Genomic DNA, 16,114 nt, shown 5'->3' on the forward strand with positions numbered 1-16,114 from the left:
TCGTCAGCGGACGGACGGGGTGACGAAAGGGGGTTTCACCAGGCGGGCCTCGGTGCGGCGGCCGCGGATGTCGATGTCGACCAGGTCGCCGTCGGCCACCTCGGCGGCGCTGTCGATGAGGGCCAGCGCGATGCCGACCTTCTTGGTCGGCGAGAAGGTGCCGCTGGTGGTCTCGCCGATGAGCGCGTCACCCGCGTACACCCGCATGTGACCGCGGGGGATGCCGCGCCCGGTGAGTTCCAGCCCGCGGAGCTGGCGGCGGGGCCCGGCGGCCTTCTCCGCCAGCAGCGCGTCACGGCCCCAGAAGGCCGGCTTGCTCCAGCCGACCGCCCAGCCGGAGCGGGCCTGCACCGGGCTGATGTCGAGGGTGAGCTCCTGACCGTGCAGCGGGTAGCCCATCTCGGTGCGCAGGGTGTCACGGGCGCCCAGCCCGCACGGCCGCACCCCGGCGGCGATCAGCGCGTCCCAGACCGCGGGCGCGTCGTCCCAGCCGACGACCAGCTCGTAGCCGTGCTCGCCGGTGTAGCCGGTGCGGCAGACGACGAGGGACACGCCGCCCAGGACGGCGGAGTCGAACGACATGTAGTCGTGTGCGGTGGGCAGCCCCAGCTTGCCGAGGATCTCCGCGGACCGCGGGCCCTGGACGGCCAGGACCGCGTGCTCGCGGTGCTCGCCGGTGACGGTCACACCGGGCGGAGCGGCGGCGGCGAGGCGGCGCACCACCTCGGCGGTGTTCGCGGCGTTCGGGATCAGGAAGACGTGGTCGTCGCCGTACAGATAAGCGATCAGGTCGTCGACCACACCGCCGTTCTCGTCGCAGCACAGCGTGTACTGAGCCTGGCCGGGGGTGATGCGGCCCAGGTCGTTGGTGAGGCAGGAGTTCACGAAGGCGGCCGCTCCGGCACCGCGCACCCGCGCCTTGCCGAGGTGCGACACGTCGAAGACGCCGGCCGCCTCGCGGACCGCCGCGTGTTCCTTGAGGACGCCACCGCCGGCGTACTCCAGCGGCATGTCCCATCCGCCGAAGGCGGCGAACTTCGCGCCCAGCGCAACGTGGCGATCGTGCAACGGCGACTGAAGAAGCTCGGCAGACATGACACTCAACTTACCGGTGACCTTGGTCAGGTTTAGAGTCGCGGGGACAACACCGATTTCCCGATAGCCACCGGACGCGTCCACAGACGCCCTCGGTGGCCCTGAAGTCCCGGAGAGTCCGAGTGACCCAGCCCAGCCTCAGCCTGGTCGACACCGACCCGGCCGAATCGGCGGTCGATGCGATCGTCATCGGCCTCCACAGCCAGCCCGACGAGGACGGCACCCTGCTGCCGGCCGCCGGCGCCGAGAGCATCGCCGCGGCTTTCGACGGCAAGCTGATCTCGACGCTGGCGCTGCTCGGTGCGACCGGAGCTGCCGGAGAGGTGACCAAGCTGGCGACCCTCGGCACGATCTCCGCGCCGCTGCTGGTCGCGGTGGGCCTCGGCGCCGAGCCGAGCGGTCCCGCTCCCGAGTTGGAGACGCTGCGCCGGGGCGCCGGCGCCGCGGTCCGGGCGCTCGCCGGCAGCGACACCGTGGTGCTGGCGCTGCCGGTGCCGGACGACACGGACGCCGGGCCGGTGCTGCGAGCCACGCTGGAGGGCGCCCTGCTCGGCGGCTACCGGTTCGCCGGTTACAAGACGAAACCGCAGAAGGGCCGCCGGGACCCGGTCGCCGAGCTGCGGCTGCACGTCCCGGACGCGGCCGACGAGACGGCCGCCGCCGAGCTGCGCCGCGCCGCGATCGTGGCCCGCTCGGTGCGCCTGACCCGCGACTGGGTCAACACCCCGCCGAACGCGCTGCGCCCGGCCGACCTGGCCGACCAGGTGGCGGCCGCCGCGACCGAGGCGGGCCTCGGGGTCGAGGTGCTCGACTTCGAGCAGCTCAAGGCCGGTGGGTACGGCGGCATCGTGGCGGTCGGCCAGGGTTCCGACGCCCCTCCGCGGCTGGTGAAGCTGACCTACACGCCGGACGGGGTCACCGACCCGAAGCGGGTGGCGCTGGTCGGCAAGGGCATCACCTTCGACACCGGTGGCGTCAGCATCAAGCCGGCCGCGGGCATGTGGGAGATGAAGTCCGACATGGCGGGCGCGGCCGCGGTGGCCGCCACGCTGCTCGCGGTGGCCGCGCTGAAGCCGGGTGTGGCGGTCTCCGGTTACCTGGCGATCGCCGAGAACATGCCGTCCGGGTCGGCGTACCGGCCGGGCGATGTGATCACCCTGTTCAACGGCAAGCGGGTGGAGATCTTCAACACCGACGCCGAGGGCCGGCTGGTGCTGGGCGACGCGATGGCACGGGCCTGCGCGGACGGCACCGACTATCTGTTCGAGACGTCGACGCTGACCGGCGGGCAGGTGATCGCGCTGGGCAAGCGGATCTCCGGCCTGATGGGCTCGGACGAGGCGACCGCGCTGGTCGAGGCGGCCGGCGCCGCGGTCGGCGAGCCGTCCTGGCGGATGCCGCTGCCGGACGACGTGCGCAAGGGCATGGAGTCGGAGATCGCCGACATCTGCCAGACCAACGCCAATCTGGACCGGGCCGGGCACATGCTCCAGGGTGGCGTCTTCCTGCGGGAGTTCGTCACCGAGGGCGTGGAGTGGGCCCACATCGACATCGCGGGCCCCAGTTACCACACCGGCGAGCCGAACGGGTACTGGACCAAGGGCGGCACTGGCGTGCCGGTCCGCACGCTCCTCAAGGTGCTCGACGACCTGGCGGCCTGACGCGGACGGCGCCGTCTCTCACTGAGGGCGGCGCCTCTGCCGTTCGTTGTAGTCACGCATCCGCTGTGGATAGCCGAGCAGGCTGATGTCGTAGACCGGCATCGACATCTTGTGGGCGAAACGGCGCGCGACCTCGGGCGACTCGATGCGCCGCCGGGTCCACTCGCCGTCGTGTGCGACAAGCAACAACGTGGTCTCGGTCACTGTCGTCTGTGGCTCGATGAATCCCTCGACTCCCCTCCGGGAGCTGACGAATTGCGTAAGATGCTCGAGATCGGCCTGGTTGACCGGCCGGCCGCCGGGCGCGCCCGATCGAGGACGCCGCCGAAACCAAGCCACCGTTCCTCCTCGCGTTCGATCCCGCAAGGGTACGTCGGGCCGACGTGTCGTGGGGCACCTGACTGCATTGACCGGGTCGAGAAGTGACAAGATGTCGGTGACGGGACTGTGACCGTTTCCATTGTGTGACCCACACCGGAGACGATGCGACCACTGGAGTCAACGTGAGCCAGCCCAACGGCGGAACCTTCGACATCGTCATTCTCGGCGCCGGCAGTGGTGGCTATGCGGCCGCCCTGCGTGCCGCTCAGTTCGACCTCAAGGTCGCGCTGATCGACAAGGCCGAGCTCGGCGGCACCTGCCTGCACCGCGGGTGCATCCCCACGAAGGCGCTGCTGCACGCGGCGGAGATCGCCGACCAGACGCGCGAGAGCGAGCAGTTCGGCGTCAAGGCCGACCTGGTCGGCATCGACATGGCCGGGGTGAACGCCTACAAGGACGGTGTCGTCGGCCGCCTCTTCAAGGGCCTGACCGGCCTGCTCGGCCACAACAAGAACATCACGATCGTCCAGGGCGAGGGCAAGCTCGTCAGCAAGGACACCGTCGAGGTGAACGGCCAGCGCTACACCGGCCGCAACGTCATCCTCGCCACCGGCTCCTACTCGCGTTCGCTGCCGGGCCTGGAGGTCGACGGCGAGCGGGTGCTGACCAGTGAGCACGCCCTGAAGCTCGACCGGGTGCCGCAGTCGGCGATCGTCCTGGGCGGCGGCGTGATCGGCGTCGAGTTCGCCAGCGTGTGGAAGTCGTTCGGCGCCGACGTGACGATCATCGAGGCTCTGCCCCGCCTGGTCGCCGCGGAGGACGAGGAGATCTCGAAGCAGGTCGAGCGCGCCTTCCGCAAGCGGAAGATCAACTTCAAGGTCGGCAAGCCGTTCGAGAAGGTCGAGAAGACCGAGAACGGCGTCAAGGTCACCATCGCCGGCGGCGAGACCCTCGAGGCCGAGGTGCTGCTGGTCGCGGTCGGCCGCGGCCCGACGACCGCCAACCTGGGGTACGAGCAGCAGGGCATCACCCTGGACCGCGGTTTCGTGATCGTCGACGAGCGCCTGCGCACCGGGGTCGGCAACATCTACGCCGTCGGCGACATCGTGCCCGGCCTGCAGCTCGCGCACCGCGGCTTCCAGCAGGGCATCTTCGTCGCCGAGGAGATCGCGGGCAAGAACCCGGCGGTCATCGACGAGGCCGGCATCCCGCGGGTCACCTACTCCGACCCCGAGGTCGCGTCGGTCGGCATCACCGAGGCCAAGGCCAAGGAGCAGTACGGCGACGACAAGGTCTCGACGTACAACTACAACCTCGGCGGCAACGGCAAGAGCCAGATCCTCAAGACGGCGGGCTTCATCAAGCTGGTCCGGGTCAACGACGGCCCGGTCGTCGGCGTCCACATGGTCGGCGCGCGGGTCGGCGAACTCGTCGGCGAAGCGCAGCTGATCACCAACTGGGAGGCCTTCCCCGAGGAGGTCGCCCAGCTCGTACACGCCCACCCGACGCAGAACGAGGCGCTGGGCGAGGCCTTCCTCGCGCTCGCGGGCAAGCCCCTGCACGCGCACAGCTGAAGCTGATTCGATCGTTCATCGCGTTAAGGAGTTTGGGAAGAATGCCGGTATCGGTAACCATGCCGCGGCTTGGGGAGAGCGTCACCGAAGGCACCGTGACGCGCTGGCTCAAGCAGGAGGGCGAGCGCGTCGAGGCCGACGAGCCGCTGCTCGAAGTCTCCACCGACAAGGTCGACACGGAGATTCCGTCGCCGGCCGCGGGTGTGCTCAGCCGCATCGTCGTCGGTGAGGACGAGACGGCGGAGGTCGGCAGCGAGCTCGCCGTCATCGCCGGGGACGGTGAGGACGCCGGCTCGGCCGCGCCCGCGCCGGCCCAGCAGCAGGCGGCGGAGCCCGAGCCGGAGCCCGCCGCCCCGACCGCCCCGTCGACCGAGAAGCCGGTCGAGGAGGAGGCCCCGGCGCCGCAGACCGCGGCTCCGTCGGCCGGTCCGGCCGAGGGGACCGAGGTGAAGCTGCCGGCACTCGGCGAGAGCGTCACCGAGGGCACCGTCACCCGGTGGCTCAAGCAGGTCGGCGAGACCGTCGAGGCGGACGAGCCGCTGCTCGAGGTCTCCACCGACAAGGTCGACACCGAGATCCCGGCCCCGGTGGCCGGCACCCTGCTGGAGATCAAGGTCGGCGAGGACGAGACGGCCGACGTCGGCGCCGTGCTCGCGATCATCGGCACTCCGGGCAGCGCGCCCGCCGCCGAGGCTCCGGCCCAGCCGGCGCCGCAGGAGGCTCCGAAGCAGGAGGCTCCGAAGCAGGAGGCCCCGGCCCAGCCCGCTCCGCAGCAGCGGATCGAGTCGGCGCCGGCGCCGAACCTGTCCGGCGAGTCCTACGCGACCCCCGCGCCCGCCGCGGAGACCGCGCAGCCCGCCGCTCAGCCGGCCGCGGCACAGCCCGCTCCGGCCGCTCCGGCCGCCGAGGCGGTCCAGTCGAACGGGGCCGGCGACGCCGGTTACGTCACCCCGCTGGTGCGCAAGCTGGCCGCCGAGAAGGGCGTGGACCTGTCCACCCTGACCGGCACCGGCGTCGGCGGCCGCATCCGCAAGCAGGACGTCATCGACGCCGCTGACAAGGCCGCCGCCGCCAAGGCACAGGCCTCCACCCCGGCAGCCTCGGCCGAGAAGGCTGCCCCGGTGGAGAAGGCCGCCGCCAAGCCGGCGCCGAGCCCGCTGCGCGGCCGCACCGAGAAGCTGACCCGGATCCGCGCCACCATCGCCCGTCGGATGGTGGAGTCGCTGCAGGTCTCAGCTCAGCTGACCACGGTCGTCGAGGTCGACGTCACCAAGGTCGCCCAGCTGCGCCTCAAGGCCAAGGACGCGTTCCAGGCCAAGCACGGCGTGAAGCTGACCTTCCTGCCGTTCTTCGCCCTGGCCACGGTCGAGGCGCTGCAGCAGCACCCGGTGGTCAACTCCTCGATCGACGTCGAGGCCGGCACGGTCACCTACCACGGTTCCGAGCACCTCGGCGTCGCGGTGGACGCGCCGAAGGGCCTGGTCGTCCCGGTGATCAAGGACGCCGGTGACCTCAACCTGGCCGGCCTGTCCAAGCGGATCGCGGACCTCGCGGACCGCACCCGCAACAACAAGATCGGTCCGGACGAGATCGGCGGCGGCACGTTCACGCTGACCAACACCGGCAGCCGGGGCGCTCTCTTCGACACGCCGATCATCAACCAGCCACAGGTCGGCATCCTCGGCCTCGGCGCGGTGGTCAAGCGCCCCGTGATCGTGAACGACCCGAACCTGGGCGAGATCATCGCACCGCGGTCGATGGTCTACCTGGCGCTCAGCTACGACCACCGAATCGTGGACGGCGCTGACGCGGCTCGCTTCCTGGGCACGATCAAGGAGCGTCTGGAGGGCGGCCACTTCGAGGCCGACCTCGGCCTCTAAGGGCAGATGACGATCGGGGGGTGCGCCACTGCGGCGTACCCCCCGGTTTGTTTGGGAACGTGCGATCTTCGGGAAAGAATCAGACCATGCGCATCGTCATGGCCGGAGCGTCCGGATTCCTCGGCACCCGGCTCGCCGAGCGGCTGCGAGCCAGCGGCCACGACATCGTCCGGCTCGTCCGGCGTCCCTCCGAGCGTCCCGACGAGGCCTCCTGGGACCCGGCGCAGGGGCGGCTGGACGTGACGGCGCTGGCCGGCGCTGATGCTGTGATCAATCTGGCGGGGGCCAACGTCGGTGACCGCCGCTGGACGGCGGCGTACAAGCGGGTGCTGCGGTCCAGCCGGATCGACACCACCGACACCCTGGCCCGGGCGATCAGCAAACTTCCGGCCGACGATCGGCCTCGCGCTCTGCTCCAGTCGTCCGGCGTCGGCTGGTACGGCGACACCGGCGATCAGCCCGTCACCGAGGAGGCCCCGGCCGGCAACACCTTCCTGGCCGACCTGTGCCGGGTCTGGGAAGCCGCCGCACGGCCCGCTGAGGACGCCGGCACCCGGGTCGTGCTGCTGCGGACGGCTCCGACGATCGACGCCGGTGGCGCGCTGCTCAAGCCGTTGTTGCTGCCGTTCAAGCTGGGCGCGGGCGCCCGGATCGGCGGAGGGCGGCAGTGGATGGCCTGGATCTCCCTGGCCGACTGGCTGGCCGCCGCCGAGTTCCTGGTGAATCGCGACGATCTGGCGGGTCCGGTCAACATGGTGTCGCCGCGCCCGGTGACGAATGCGGATTTCACCCGTGACCTGGCACGGGCGCTGCGGCGGCCGGCGTTGCTGACGGTGCCGGGTCCCGTGCTGGACGCGATCATCGGCGAGCTGGCCGGTGAGGCGCAGCGCAGTCAGCGAGTCCTGCCGGGGGTGCTGTCGAACGCCGGGTTCGTGTGGTCTTACCCCGGAATGGATGCCGCCCTGGCAGCGGCCCTGCGGCCGCAACCGGCGATGGCCCCCTAGGACATCCGGCTTTCTTGCTAACCTGCGCCTGATGTCCGTCGCCGCCACCGCCCCAGCAGCCTCCGCCGATCCGCCTACCGAGCCCCCCGCGCCTGTGCGCTCCCGGCCGTGGCGGACTCATTTGACCGTTGCCATGATCGCTTTGAGCATGGCCGTCTACGTGACGAACGGTCTCTGGCGGGATCCCTATGACCACGTTCTCTCCGACAACGTCGGCGACCAGGCCTTCTTCGAATGGCTCCTGGGCTACGGCGTCTACACGCTGGGGCACGGTTCGGACCCGTTCTTCAGCGAGCTGCTGAACGTCCCGTGGGGCGTGAACCTGGCGGCGAATACCTCCATTTCGGTCTACACGGTGGCATTCGCCCCGCTGACCTATCTGGCCGGGCCGCAATTCACCTATGTGACGATCCTCACACTGAACCTGGCCTGCTCCGCGTTCGCGTGGTACCTGTTCATGAGCCGCTGGCTGGTGCGCAGTCCGCTCGCCGCCGGGGTGGGCGGGATGTTCTGCGGGTTCGCGCCCGGGTTCATCTCGCACGCCAACGGCCACCTGAACTGGACGGCCGGCTGGGTGGCGCCGCTGGTGATGTGGCAGGTGCTGAAACTGCGTGAGCCGGGCCGCTGGCTGCGCAACGGCCTGATCCTCGGTGTGATGCTCGCCGCGTTCTTCACGATCGCTGCGGAGGGCCTGTTCTACGTCGCCCTGGCCAGCGGCATTTTCGTCATCACGTGGGCGTTCGGCCGCGAGGTGCGGGCCGAGGCCAAGGCCGCCTTCACCACCGTGCTGCGGGCCCTCGGAGTGACCGCGGTGGTCGCCGGCGCGCTGCTGGCCTATCCGCTGTACATGCACTTCGCCGGTCCGCAGACGTTCAACGGGACCGGGTTCAACCAGCGCTACTTCGTCGAGGACGCGGCTTCCTATCTGTCGTTCCCGAACCGTTCGCTGGCGGCCCTGGTCGGACTCGGCTCCACCCTGCCGCCCAACCGCACCGAGGAGACGACGTACTTCGGCGTGCCCCTGGTGGTGCTGGCTCTGGTCGCCCTGGTGGTGGTGTGGCGGCGGTCGGCGCCCGGCCGCCGCGTCACTCTACGCGCGCTCACGGTGGTCGGCGTCACCTTCCTGGTGCTGTCCTGGGGCCCCCGGCTCAACTGGATGCAGGCGGAGCTCCCCATCCCGCTGCCCTACGCGGTGCTCTCCCACCTGCCGATCTTCAACGCGGCGCTGCCGCTGCGGCTCGGGCTGGTGGTGGCCATCGTCATCGGCATCGTCCTGGCGCTGGTCACCGAGGAACTGGTGACCCACCGGATCAAGTCGCCGAACATGCACGCGGGCCTGACCGCGGCGACCGTGGCCGCGCTGATCCCGATCTTCCCGCTGCCGGTGCGGCACCAGGAGCGGGCGCCCGAACCCGACTTCATCTCCCAGGGCACCTGGCAGCGATACGTTTCGGACAACGGGGTGATCTCCACCCTGCCGTTCGCGCTCAACGTGACCGCTGACGGGCAGCGCTGGCAGGCTTACACGATGGCTCGCGGCGGCCCGCAGTACCGTATTCCCGGCGGCTATTTCCTCGGCCCGATGATCAACGGCGACGCGGGCCGCGAGGGAATCGGCCGGATCGGCGCGCCCCCACTGGCGACCGACTGGCTCTTCACCCGTGCCGCCTTGTACGGCTATGTCACCGAACTCAGCGATGCCGACCGCGACCAGGCCCGTGCCGACTTCGCGTACTGGAACGTCGAGGCGGTGTTCCTCCCGGAGCAGATCACCGGATCGGATCACATGACTCTCAACCGCAATGCAGTGCTCGTGACGGCGACCGATCTCCTCGGTCCACCGGAGCAGGTCGACGACGTCCTGGTGTGGCGTATCCGTCCCGGCGTGGACCCGCTGGACCGATGAATTCAGGGCTCGATAATCTCCGCGACGTGACGATCGCCGCGCCCGCGCCAGCAACGGACCTGACGACCGCGTCTACCGACGATGCGACACCCGCGGAACCGGCTGGTTCCGCGGGGTCATCGCCGTCGTTCTGGCGTGCATGGTCGGCACATCTGACGATGGCTGTGGTGGCTCTCTCCGCCGCTGTCTACGTCTGCCAGGGACTGTGGCGCGCGCCGTACCGCAACGTGCTCGCTGACAACGTCAGCGACCAGGGTCAGTTCGAGTGGATGCTGTCCTACGGCGTCTACCTGCTCCAGCACGGGAGCAACCCGTTCTTCACCACGCTGTTGAACGCCCCTAAGGGCGTCAACCTGGCGATGAACACGTCGAGCACGTTCTACGCCGTGGTGTTCGCGCCGCTGACGTACCTCACCGGACCGCAGATCACCTTCGCCACCATCCTGACGCTGAACCTGGCCGGCTCGGCGTTCGTCTGGTACCTCTTCCTGCGCCGCTGGCTGGTCCGCAGCGGGCTCGCGGCGGCGGTCGGCGGTCTGCTCTTCGGGTTCTGCCCCGGTCTCATCTCGCACGCCAACGGTCACCTCAACTGGACCTCCGGCTGGATGGTCGGGATCGTGGCGTGGTGGGTGCTGAAACTGCCGGAGCCCGGCCGCTGGCTGCGCAACGGCATCGTGCTCGGCCTGCTCTGCGCGATGGGCTTCTCGGTCGCCGCTGAGGCGCTCTTCTTCACCGCCCTGGCCAGCGGGGTGTTCCTGGGCGTCTGGCTGCTGTCCCGGCGGGGCCTGGAGAAGGCGAAGACCAGCCTCAAACCGGTCCTGCTGTCGCTGGGCGTGACCGCCGGGGTCGCCTCGGCGCTGCTGGCGTGGCCGCTCTACATGCACTTCGCCGGCCCGCTCAAGTTCTCCGGCACCGGCTTCAAGATGCGGTTCTTCTCCGAGGACCTGGTCGCCTACGCCGGGTTCCCGCTGCGGTCGGTGGCCGGGATGTTCGGCTGGGGCTCCGACCTGGCGCCCAACGAGACCGAGGCGACCTCGTTCCTGGGCGCGCCGCTGATCCTGCTCTTCTTCGCCGCGATGGCACTGCTCTGGAAGCGGTCGTCGCCGAGCCGCCGGATCACCCTGCGCGCGCTGGCCGTCGTCGCGGGGTTCTTCTTCCTGCTCTCGCTCGGCCCGCGGATGCGGTTCATGGGCGAGGAGACGGGCATCCGGCTGCTGTACGCCGGGCTGGAGGAGCTCCCGCTGTTCGACTCGGCGCTGCCGGTGCGTTACGCGCTCATCGTGGTGGTGGTGTTCGCTCTGGTCATCGCGATGCTCACGGACGAGGTGGTGCGCAGCAAGGGCAGCCTGATCCGCAGCCGAAGCGGGCGGATCGCGGCCGGTGTGGCGATCGTGGCGGCCATCGCGCCGATCGCCCCGACGCCGTTGCGCACCCTGGAGCGGGCGCCTGAGCCGGTCTTCATCTCCAGCGGCCGGTGGCAGGACTACGTCTCCAACCACGGGGTGATGACCTCGCTGCCGTTCTCCCTCGACGTGGCCGTCGACAGCATGCGCTGGCAGGCCTACACGATGGCGCGTGGCGGCGACAAGATGTTCCGCGTTCCGAACGGCTACTTCCTCGGCCCGCAGAACTACGGCGAGAGCGGCCGGCACATGGTGGGCCGGCTCGGTCCCCCGGACCGTCCGACCGACCGGCTGTTCCTCCGGGCCGCCCGGTGGGGGCAGGTGCCCAGGATCACCAACCTGGAGCGGTCCCAGGCCCGGGCCGACTTCCGCTACTGGAAGCTGGAGGCGGTCTTCCTGCCCGCTCAGGTCACCGGCCAGAGGGGCATGCTCCTCCGGGACCCGCTGGTGCAGCTCGCCACTGATCTGCTCGGCGAGCCGGAGCAGGTGGACGACGTGCTGGTGTGGCGGATTCGCCCGGGTGTGGATCCGGTCGACCAGTGGGAACAGCGCTAGGCTTGCGGTCGTGACCTCTTCCGTACTCACGGTCCTGCGCCCTGGCATGGTCGACTACGTGGAGGCCTGGGAGGAGCAGAAACGCCTGCACGAGGGCGTGGTGGCCGGCTCCCGGGCCGACACGGTGCTGCTGCTGGAGCATCCGAGTGTCTTCACCGCCGGCAAGCGCACCGAGCCGGCCGACCGCCCGTTCGACGGCACCCCCGTGGTCGACGTCGACCGCGGCGGCCGGATCACCTGGCACGGGCCGGGCCAGATCGTCGGTTACCCGATCCTGCGCCTGCCCGTCCCGGTCGACGTGATGGCCTATGTGCGCCGCACCGAGCAGATGCTGATCGACGTCTGCGCCGAGTTCGGCGTCACGGCCGAGCGGGTCGAGGGGCGCAGCGGCGCGTGGGTCCGGGCCGGTGAGGGCGGCGTCGACCGCAAGATCGCACAGATCGGGATCCGGGTGTCGCGCGGCGTCACGCTGCACGGCTTCGCCCTGAACTGCGACTGCGACCTGTCCAACTTCAACCGGTTCATCCCGTGCGGCATCCGGGACGCGGGCGTCACCTCTCTCAGCGCCGAGGTGGGCCGCCCGGTGCCGGTCAGCGAGGTCATGCCCGTCGTCGAGCGCCACCTGCACACGCTGCTCTGATGGCTCTCTACCGCGATCCCCGCGACAAGAGGGTCTTCGTTCCCAAGCCGGGCGGCGGCGTGGTTCTCAACTTCGGTCACCCGATCGCCTGGGCCATCCTCCTCTGCACGACGATCGTCCCCTTCGTGATCGTCACGGTGGTCACCGTCGCCGTCCTTCTCTAGGCCTTCTCCCCGGTCTGGGTGGGCTCAGCCCCAAAGCTCTCTGGCCTGAAGGGTTTGGGCGGACTCAGCCCGAGAGACGCGTCGCGGCCCGGGGCGGCCGCGACCTCGCGCTGGTGGCTCACGGTGCTTCTACTGGCCGTACCAAGCCGGGGTGTGAAGCAACCGCCAGACCTGGACCGGACCGCCGACCTGTTGGCAGGCGAGGTGGTCGCCGGTGCGGCGGCAGCCGCTCGGAGTGACGCCCGGCAGGCGGCCGCGGATCTGACCGGTCGCCCACTCGACCACGCTGAGGCCGTCGGGGCCGGCGCGCAGCAGCAGGTCGCCGACCGGCAGGCCGGGGCCGAGGTCGGCCCGGACCCCGCCGGTCTCCGGATCGACCAGCACGCCGTGGCCGTCGGCCGCCCGGACCAGGCCGGCCTCCCCGCCGGTCCAGTCGAGGTTGTTCCAGGCCACGCGGCCGGTCTCCGGATTGATCGCGGACACCCCGGCGGCGCCGGAAACGCAGACCCGGGCGCCGCAGGCCACCGCGACCCGCGGCAGGGGCAGCGCCGTGGTCCACAGCCCCGTCAGGTTCGGCACCGTCACCGAGGTCACGGTCCGGTCGCCGAGCAGGTAGGCCCGCGAGCCCAGGATCCGCACCACCGGCGCGCTCCCGCCCGGGATCGCCTGGCCGGTGGTCGCGCCCGGCTCGCCGCTGTTCAGGGCGAAGGTGGCGGCGACGCCGGTGTCGTCGACCGTGATCAGGTGGGCGCCGGTGGCCGCGGCGGCGCGCAACGGGCGCCCGAACCGGCGTTGCCAGGCGATCCGCCCCTGCGCCGGGTCGTAGAGAGCGAGCCGCCCGCCGGCACCGTCGCCGTAGAGGGCGATCCGGTCCCCCACCGGCAGCGCCACCGTGTACGTCGCCGGATCCACGCCGTCCTCACCGGTACGGCCGTCGAGAATTCTCGTCCCCACCCCGGCCGGGCCCGTCACCAGCAGCATCGGCCCGGCCTCGGTCAGCGCCGGAATCCCGGACCACCACGGGATGTCCCGCTGCCAGAGGACCTCGCCGGCCGTCAGCGAGCGGGCCACGACATCCATCCGGCCGCCCGCCCGGGCATGCGTGCTGTAGAGCGTGGCGCCGGTCAGCAGCCACGTTCCGGAGGCGCTCGACGTCGCCGCGACCAGAGGCAGGTCACGCACCCGGGGCGGCACCTCGGCCGCCCCGGGCAGCAACGCCAGCAACACGACCAGGACCAGGGCCCGCCGCGCCGGGAACCGCGGCCGGGTCCGGGCCGGCTCGCGCGACGGCGGGACCACGTCGAGATCGATCACCATGCCGCCGACCCTCTCACGGCGCCCGGCGGACGGTGACCGCCGGCTACGGCGCGATGCGGTTCAGGTCGCGGGGGAACGCGGTGGTCTCCCGGACGTTCGCGGCGCCGGTCAGCCGGGCCACGAACCGCTCCAGGCCGATCGCCCAGCCACCGTGCGGCGGCATGCCGTACCGGAAGCCGTCGAGGTAGCCCGCGTACGGGCCCACTCTGTTGTCCAGCGCCTCGACGTAGTCCTCGTACCGGTGCAGCCGCTGCCCACCGGTGACGATCTCCAGCCCGCGAAAGAGCAGGTCGAAACTGTTCGACCAGGTCGGGTCGGCCGGGTCCGGATGGGTGTAGAACGGCCGTTTGCGCATCGGATAGCCGGTCACGAAGACGAACTCCGAGCCGTGCTCGCGGCGCGCCCACTCCCCCAGGGCCCGCTCGTGTGCGGGAGCCAGGTCGGGCTCGTCGGCGGGCGCCCCGGCGATCCGCAGCGCCTCCGCGAAGTGCACCGCCGGGATCTCGGCCGGAACCTCGGGGCACGCGTACCCGGTCCGTTCGGTGACCTCGCCGAGCATCCCGGCGACGGTGCCGGTCAACGCGGCCATCACGTCCCGGTGGTCGGTGATGAAGCCCATCTCGGCGTCCAACGACGTGTACTGCGCGAGGTGCCGGGCGGTGTCGCTGTGCTCCGCGCGGAACACCGGCCCGACCTCGAAGACCCGTTCGAAGACGCCGACCATCAGCTGCTTGTAGAACTGCGGCGACTGCGCCAGATAGCCCGGCCGGCCGAAGTAGTCGAGCTTGAAGACGTTCGCCCCGGACTCGGTGGCCGACTCGACGATCTTCGGGGTCTGGATCTCGACGAACCGCTGCGCTTCCAGCGCCTCGCGGAACCCTTTCGCCGCGGCCGCCGCGATCCGCAGGTTCAGCGCCCGGGTGGGATGCCGCAACGACAGAGCGGCGTGGTCCAGCTGGGCGGGAAGGCCCGCGCCCAGCGCGGGACGATGCAGTTCGAACGGCAGCGGTACGGCCGCCCGGCTCAGTTCGTGGATGACCGGCGCGGTCAGTTCCACGCCGTGCGGCGCCTGCTCGTTGGCGGTGACCACGGCGGTCACCTCGACGACGCTCTCCTCGGGGAGCTGCTCCAGCTGCTCGCGGGTCCGCGGGTCGGTGACGACCACCTGGCTGAGCCCGGCGGCGTCCCGGACGATCAGGAAGGCCACCGACTTGAGCAGCCGGCGGCGATGAACCCAGCCGGCGATGGTCACTTTCTCGCCTGGTTTCTCGACGAGCCCGGCCAGTTCGGTGGAGAGGATGCGTTGCATGGCGGGTTACCTCCTCGGGTGCTGCAACGCGGCCCCAGGGAGGTGCGGGCGAGCGGGATCCTCGCGGTACCACCGCACCTTCACGCCCATGTGCGGGCGCCTCTTTGTCGTGCTGCGGCTCCGGGGTGTCTTCACGCTCCGGCGCGCGGGCCACCCTTCACAGCTGCCGGGTGGCTCTCTCGGCCGGCGGATCGAAGCGTTACTCGGTCCCATCATCGCCGTGGCGGGAACGGTAACAGCGACCGATGTGTCGTGCTTCTGAATATCGAGTGACGGCCCTCACATCATCGGTCACGTGAGCCTCGTCGCCCCTGCGGCGCACCCGGCCGTGGCGGGCGTATCTTCGGGTGGTGACTATTGCTCCCGAGGGCCGCCGCATGCTGCGCATCGAGGCGCGCAACGCCGAGACTCCCATCGAGCGGAAACCGCCGTGGATCAAGGTCAAGGCGAAGATGGGCCCGGAGTACACGCAGATGCGCGGCCTGGTGCAGAAAGAGGGCCTGCACACGGTCTGCCAGGAGGCCGGCTGCCCCAACATCTACGAGTGCTGGGAAGATCGCGAGGCCACCTTCCTCATCGGCGGTGACCAGTGCACCCGCCGCTGTGACTTCTGCCAGATCGACACCGGCAAGCCGGCCGAGTTCGACGCCGACGAGCCCCGCCGCGTCGGCGAGTCCGTCGCCACGATGGGCCTGAAATACGCGACCGTCACCGGCGTCGCCCGCGACGACCTGCCCGACGGCGGCGCCTGGCTCTATGCCGAGACGGTCCGCCAGATCCACAAGCTCCAGCCCGGGTGCGGCGTCGAGCTGCTGATCCCCGACTTCAACGCCGACCCGGCGCAACTCGCCGAGGTCTTCGGCGCCCAGCCCGAGGTGCTCGCCCACAACGTCGAGACGGTCCCGCGCATCTTCAAGCGCATCCGCCCCGGCTTCCGCTACGAGCGCTCCCTCGACGTGATCACCCAGGCCCGGGCGGCGGGCCTGGTCACCAAGAGCAACCTCATCCTCGGCATGGGCGAGGAACGCTCCGAAGTCTCCGCGGCCCTCCGCGACCTCCACGCCGCCGGCTGCGAGCTGATCACCATCACGCAGTACCTTCGCCCCACCCCGCGGCACCACCCGGTCGAGCGCTGGGTCAAGCCCGAGGAGTTCGTCGAGCTCCGCGAGGAGGCCGAGCAGATCGGCTTCTCCGGCGTGATGAGCGGCCCGCTGGTCCGCTCGTCGTACCGGGCGGGCCGCCTCTACCGTCAGGCACTCGACGCTCGAGGCTGACCCGCTCGCCT

General features: G+C 70.8%; 13 protein-coding genes. 9 read left to right on the forward strand and 4 right to left on the reverse strand.

From position 1 onward, the window contains the following. Nucleotides 1-3: 3 nt before the first annotated feature. Nucleotides 4-1,125 carry a glycine cleavage system aminomethyltransferase GcvT gene (gene gcvT, locus QLQ12_RS05390; RefSeq protein ID WP_456049080.1) on the reverse strand — a complete coding sequence of 374 codons (1,122 nt, stop codon included), beginning with the start codon at nucleotides 1,123-1,125 and terminating at the stop codon, nucleotides 4-6. A 92-nt stretch (nucleotides 1,126-1,217) separates the two neighbouring features. On the opposite strand from gcvT, the gene QLQ12_RS05395 reads away from it, so the two are divergent. After that, nucleotides 1,218-2,756, forward strand: coding sequence for a leucyl aminopeptidase (locus tag QLQ12_RS05395; protein ID WP_282757514.1), 1,539 nt, complete (start codon nucleotides 1,218-1,220; stop codon nucleotides 2,754-2,756). An 18-nt stretch (nucleotides 2,757-2,774) separates the two neighbouring features. Here the strand turns inward: QLQ12_RS05395 and QLQ12_RS05400 are convergent, their stop codons facing one another. Continuing rightward, a complete protein-coding gene (locus tag QLQ12_RS05400; protein WP_282757515.1) occupies nucleotides 2,775-3,095 on the reverse strand; it encodes a hypothetical protein in 321 nt (106 codons plus the stop codon). A 164-nt stretch (nucleotides 3,096-3,259) separates the two neighbouring features. On the opposite strand from QLQ12_RS05400, the gene lpdA reads away from it, so the two are divergent. The 7 genes from lpdA (at nucleotide 3,260) to QLQ12_RS05435 (ending at nucleotide 12,203) form a co-directional block, all read left to right on the forward strand. Next, on the forward strand, nucleotides 3,260-4,651 hold the full coding sequence (lpdA, locus tag QLQ12_RS05405) for a dihydrolipoyl dehydrogenase (RefSeq protein ID WP_282757516.1): 1,392 nt from the start codon (nucleotides 3,260-3,262) through the stop codon (nucleotides 4,649-4,651). A 41-nt stretch (nucleotides 4,652-4,692) separates the two neighbouring features. Further along, complete coding sequence (sucB, locus tag QLQ12_RS05410; protein ID WP_282757517.1) at nucleotides 4,693-6,531, forward strand: 2-oxoglutarate dehydrogenase, E2 component, dihydrolipoamide succinyltransferase; 1,839 nt, start codon at nucleotides 4,693-4,695, stop codon at nucleotides 6,529-6,531. 86 nt (nucleotides 6,532-6,617) lie between these two features. Continuing rightward, nucleotides 6,618-7,535: a TIGR01777 family oxidoreductase gene (locus tag QLQ12_RS05415; protein ID WP_282757518.1), complete on the forward strand. Its 918-nt coding sequence runs from the start codon at nucleotides 6,618-6,620 to the stop codon at nucleotides 7,533-7,535. Nucleotides 7,536-7,566: 31 nt separating this feature from the next. Continuing rightward, complete coding sequence (locus tag QLQ12_RS05420; protein WP_282757519.1) at nucleotides 7,567-9,441, forward strand: DUF2079 domain-containing protein; 1,875 nt, start codon at nucleotides 7,567-7,569, stop codon at nucleotides 9,439-9,441. Between the two features lie 158 nt (nucleotides 9,442-9,599). Continuing rightward, nucleotides 9,600-11,399, forward strand: a complete 1,800-nt coding sequence (locus tag QLQ12_RS05425; protein WP_282757520.1) for a glycosyltransferase family protein — start codon at nucleotides 9,600-9,602, stop codon at nucleotides 11,397-11,399. Nucleotides 11,400-11,409: 10 nt separating this feature from the next. After that, complete coding sequence (gene lipB / locus QLQ12_RS05430) at nucleotides 11,410-12,039, forward strand: lipoyl(octanoyl) transferase LipB (protein WP_282757521.1); 630 nt, start codon at nucleotides 11,410-11,412, stop codon at nucleotides 12,037-12,039. Beyond that, complete coding sequence (locus QLQ12_RS05435; protein WP_282757522.1) at nucleotides 12,039-12,203, forward strand: peptide ABC transporter substrate-binding protein; 165 nt, start codon at nucleotides 12,039-12,041, stop codon at nucleotides 12,201-12,203. Before lipB ends, QLQ12_RS05435 begins: the two co-directional genes overlap by 1 nt. A gap of 129 nt (nucleotides 12,204-12,332) precedes the next feature. Here the strand turns inward: QLQ12_RS05435 and QLQ12_RS05440 are convergent, their stop codons facing one another. Together QLQ12_RS05440 and aspS are read right to left on the reverse strand one after the other, a co-directional pair. Continuing rightward, on the reverse strand, nucleotides 12,333-13,520 hold the full coding sequence (locus QLQ12_RS05440; RefSeq protein WP_282757523.1) for an outer membrane protein assembly factor BamB family protein: 1,188 nt from the start codon (nucleotides 13,518-13,520) through the stop codon (nucleotides 12,333-12,335). A 43-nt stretch (nucleotides 13,521-13,563) separates the two neighbouring features. After that, complete coding sequence (aspS, locus tag QLQ12_RS05445) at nucleotides 13,564-14,829, reverse strand: aspartate--tRNA(Asn) ligase (RefSeq protein WP_282757524.1); 1,266 nt, start codon at nucleotides 14,827-14,829, stop codon at nucleotides 13,564-13,566. Nucleotides 14,830-15,206: 377 nt separating this feature from the next. Between aspS and lipA the strand changes: the two genes are divergently transcribed. After that, nucleotides 15,207-16,103, forward strand: a complete 897-nt coding sequence (gene lipA, locus QLQ12_RS05450; RefSeq protein ID WP_282757888.1) for a lipoyl synthase — start codon at nucleotides 15,207-15,209, stop codon at nucleotides 16,101-16,103. Nucleotides 16,104-16,114 lie beyond the last annotated feature (11 nt).

The organism is Actinoplanes sandaracinus (genome assembly GCF_030009775.1).
GTDB lineage: Bacteria > Actinomycetota > Actinomycetes > Mycobacteriales > Micromonosporaceae > Actinoplanes > Actinoplanes sandaracinus.

Bases quoted from the DNA above. Each gene is read 5' to 3' on its own strand.
- lipA (WP_282757888.1), top strand. From the start codon at position 15,207: ATGCTGCGCATCGAGGCGCGCAACGCCGAGACTCCCATCGAGCGGAAA.
- QLQ12_RS05435 (WP_282757522.1), top strand. From the start codon at position 12,039: ATGGCTCTCTACCGCGATCCCCGCGACAAGAGGGTCTTCGTTCCCAAG.
- sucB (WP_282757517.1), top strand. From the start codon at position 4,693: ATGCCGGTATCGGTAACCATGCCGCGGCTTGGGGAGAGCGTCACCGAA.
- QLQ12_RS05440 (WP_282757523.1), bottom strand. From the start codon at position 13,520: ATGGTGATCGATCTCGACGTGGTCCCGCCGTCGCGCGAGCCGGCCCGG.
- QLQ12_RS05415 (WP_282757518.1), top strand. From the start codon at position 6,618: ATGCGCATCGTCATGGCCGGAGCGTCCGGATTCCTCGGCACCCGGCTC.
- QLQ12_RS05420 (WP_282757519.1), top strand. From the start codon at position 7,567: ATGTCCGTCGCCGCCACCGCCCCAGCAGCCTCCGCCGATCCGCCTACC.
- QLQ12_RS05425 (WP_282757520.1), top strand. From the start codon at position 9,600: ATGGCTGTGGTGGCTCTCTCCGCCGCTGTCTACGTCTGCCAGGGACTG.
- aspS (WP_282757524.1), bottom strand. From the start codon at position 14,829: ATGCAACGCATCCTCTCCACCGAACTGGCCGGGCTCGTCGAGAAACCA.